This is a genomic window from Streptococcus sp. GMD6S (assembly GCF_000297015.1).
Genome location: NZ_AJRH01000301.1, coordinates 1 through 2,838 on the forward strand (window position 1 = coordinate 1; position 2,838 = coordinate 2,838).

A 2,838-nucleotide genomic window follows, 5' to 3' on the forward strand; every position below is an offset into this window, starting at 1 on the left:
TTAGGAGAAGATATGACCAAGGATTTACAAAAGAGAACATTGTTTGCGGTATTGGCCCTGGCCATTTTCCTTCCAGTCTTGTTTGCGGGTGGGCTCTTGTTGCAGATAGGGATTGGCTTGTTAGCGATGCTAGGCGTCCATGAACTCTTGCACATGAAGGGGCTAAAGACTATGACCATTGAGGGTGCTTTGACTCTTTTTGCGACCTTCGCTCTCACAGTTCCTTTAGAAAATTACCTAACATTTTTGCCTGTTGATGGGAATGTGGTTGCCTACAGTGTTTTGATTACCATAATGCTAGGGACGACCGTTTTCAGTAAAAACTATACGATTGAAGATGCCGCTTTTCCAATTGCTGTGAGCTTTTATGTTGGTTTTGGTTTTAATGCCTTACTAGATGCTCGGGTGGCAGGTTTTGACAAGGTACTTTTGGCCCTTTTTATCGTTTGGGCGACAGATAGCGCAGCCTACCTGACAGGGATGAATTTTGGTAAACATAATTCTCTTCTGTCATCTGAGCGAATTTAGCGCTCAGGAGACACGGCTCATGAACTACACCCATCTTTGGCAACGAGGCAATATCTGGATTTTTGATTTCTTTGATAAAGCAGAAACCAAAGATTACCAATCCTGTCTTCAACTATCAGGGCAAGGGTGCCGTGAGTTGGAAGTACTCCTAGAATACAGGGGAATCACTTGGCAGGCCTTCCTTCAGAATCTCTTCTATGCTTATGAGGATTGCCGAATTAAGAGGTTAGATATTGCTCTAGATGAGCTCTATAAGGGCTTCGGAAAAGAAGATCAACAGATTCATCTACCTAAGTTGATTGAGAAGCTCTACGCAAAGGAAATTGTCCTCAACACCTTTCGGAAATGGAATGTAACAGGGGGCGGTTCTTTTATTGACAATGAGGATATGGAAGCTAATCATGGTTTGTCCCTCTACTTTGGATCAAGGCAAAGCCAACTCTACTTTAACTTTTACGAGAAACGCTATGAACTCGCCCGTCAAGAAAATATCTCCTTGGAAGAATCCTTGGAGATTTTTGGTATTTGGAATCGCTACGAACTTCGCTTTTCAGACCAAAAAGCACAAGGAGCTATCGAGGAATATATCAACGGTGTAGACCTTGGGGAAATCGCCCGTGGGGTTATCAATAATGAAATGCAAGTCTATGATGGAATCAATCAATTTGGAGCTTATAAGCCTGACCAGAAATGGCAACAACTTTTTGGTGGGGTAGAACCCTTGAAACTCTCAACCAGTCCCCAACCCTACTCTATTGAACGAACCATCCGCTGGCTGACCTATCAAGTAGCGAACTCTCTTGCTTTAGTTTCAGAAGCTGATCGTATCATGCAGACCGAATATATGAAGATGATACAAAATAGCGGGGAAATTACAGATCGTGGGAAGGCAATGTTAAAACTACTCAAAGCTAGTAAACATTATGAACATTAGAAAGGAAAACAACCAATGGAATACAAAGTTGAGATTAATTCACTAGAAAACTTTAAAGCTTGGTCAGGCGGATTAACAACTCTAAACACTGTTCGTGAACGTGGAGGATTGGATACCCTCACCATTATTTGTGAAGATATCTTCTGTGGGGATATCCCAACGGAAACTCAAATCAATGATTGGCTATGGTTTGATTCTGATTTTATCTTCCAAGCACTTGGCTATGATGATCTTCTAGAGGCTTCTTAAATTGCTTAAGAAAATCTATCAAGCAGACTTCTTTCTCTTACCTGAAAAAGAGTTTTGGCATTTCTACATTCTTTTAAGAAAAGGAAAGGAGTTCTACTATGAATGTGCTGGAAGATGCACCGAAAAGGAACCAAATTCTAAAGGCCTCTATAGCTACGAACATGCTTGCTTCACCTTAGAGGGACAAGTTCTTTCTCTCAATCAAAAGATGCGTCCCTCACTGATTGCTTACATCCAACAAACCATCAAGCAAAATCAAGAACAATTTAGAAAGGAACTCGAAATGGCAACAAAAACAACCTTCACCCGACAAGTAGAACAAGTCGCTAATGAATTAGGCGAATGTCTCAAAAAGAAAGATTATAAAGAATCTTGGACAAAAGCAGGTGAATTAAATAGCTTGCTGAAAAAAGAAGAAGCAAAGACTTTAGCTCCCCAATTACTGGAACAACTCCAATACGAGCTAAAAGGCTATTACTTTATCAATTCAGAAATGGAAAAACTTAATAAACGATTCTATGCAAAAGGAACCAAACTTATTGAGTTAGCCCAAGTGTAACAGGAGGAACTATGGACAATTTAAAATCCTATCTCTCAAAGGTGAGGCAATTTCTAGAACAATTTAAAAAGGTTGAACAGAAAAAGAAACCTCCAAAACTTAAAACCCTCACCAAAAAACATGTTAATCTTGCTGTAGTTGGCGGAACTTGCTGCCTTCTCTTTATTGGACTCATGGGTTCCATTCGAGCTATCACTCTATCCAATCAGGTTTCAAGTCTAAAAACAAGCATTGAAAACTTTGAAAAGGAAAAAGCAGACTCCCCTTCAACTACTAGGCAATATGACTACCGTCTACAATACTATCTAAACGATTTTGTTTATGCTTACTTTACCCTCTCACAAGAAAATAATAAGCAAACCGAACAAATTAATCATCTGAATTCCTTTTATGGTGCCCTTCCTGACACCAAGTCACAAGGGCAAGTCCGAAACCCTAGCGAGGTGATTTATTCGCAACTCATCACTGTAACAGATAAAGTGGCAACCTACCGTGTCAAATACAAGGAATGGATCAAAAAGGACAACAACACCGAGAAAAAGGAAATCACAACAGGATTTAATATTCC

General features: G+C 40.0%; 3 protein-coding genes and 2 pseudogenes. All 5 read left to right on the forward strand.

Annotated elements, in window-relative coordinates:
• Positions 1-12 precede the first annotated feature (12 nt).
• Positions 13-495 (forward strand): annotated as a pseudogene (locus GMD6S_RS11035) (phosphatidate cytidylyltransferase); the annotation flags it as partial.
• Positions 496-502: 7 nt separating this feature from the next.
• A pseudogene (locus GMD6S_RS11040) lies at positions 503-1,462 on the forward strand (replication initiation factor domain-containing protein); the annotation flags it as partial.
• A 15-nt stretch (positions 1,463-1,477) separates the two neighbouring features.
• On the forward strand, positions 1,478-1,711 hold the full coding sequence (locus tag GMD6S_RS11045) for a hypothetical protein (RefSeq protein ID WP_000456036.1): 234 nt from the start codon (positions 1,478-1,480) through the stop codon (positions 1,709-1,711).
• A 1-nt stretch (position 1,712) separates the two neighbouring features.
• Positions 1,713-2,270 carry a hypothetical protein gene (locus GMD6S_RS11050; RefSeq protein WP_000914000.1) on the forward strand — a complete coding sequence of 186 codons (558 nt, stop codon included), beginning with the start codon at positions 1,713-1,715 and terminating at the stop codon, positions 2,268-2,270.
• A gap of 11 nt (positions 2,271-2,281) precedes the next feature.
• Positions 2,282-2,838 (forward strand): conjugal transfer protein (locus GMD6S_RS11055; protein ID WP_000369353.1); only part of this gene is annotated, 557 nt, incomplete at its 3' end.

What these genes read in the sequence shown, in the direction of transcription:
- GMD6S_RS11045 (WP_000456036.1), top strand. Translation starts at nt 1,478, where the DNA reads ATGGAATACAAAGTTGAGATTAATTCACTAGAAAACTTTAAAGCTTGG.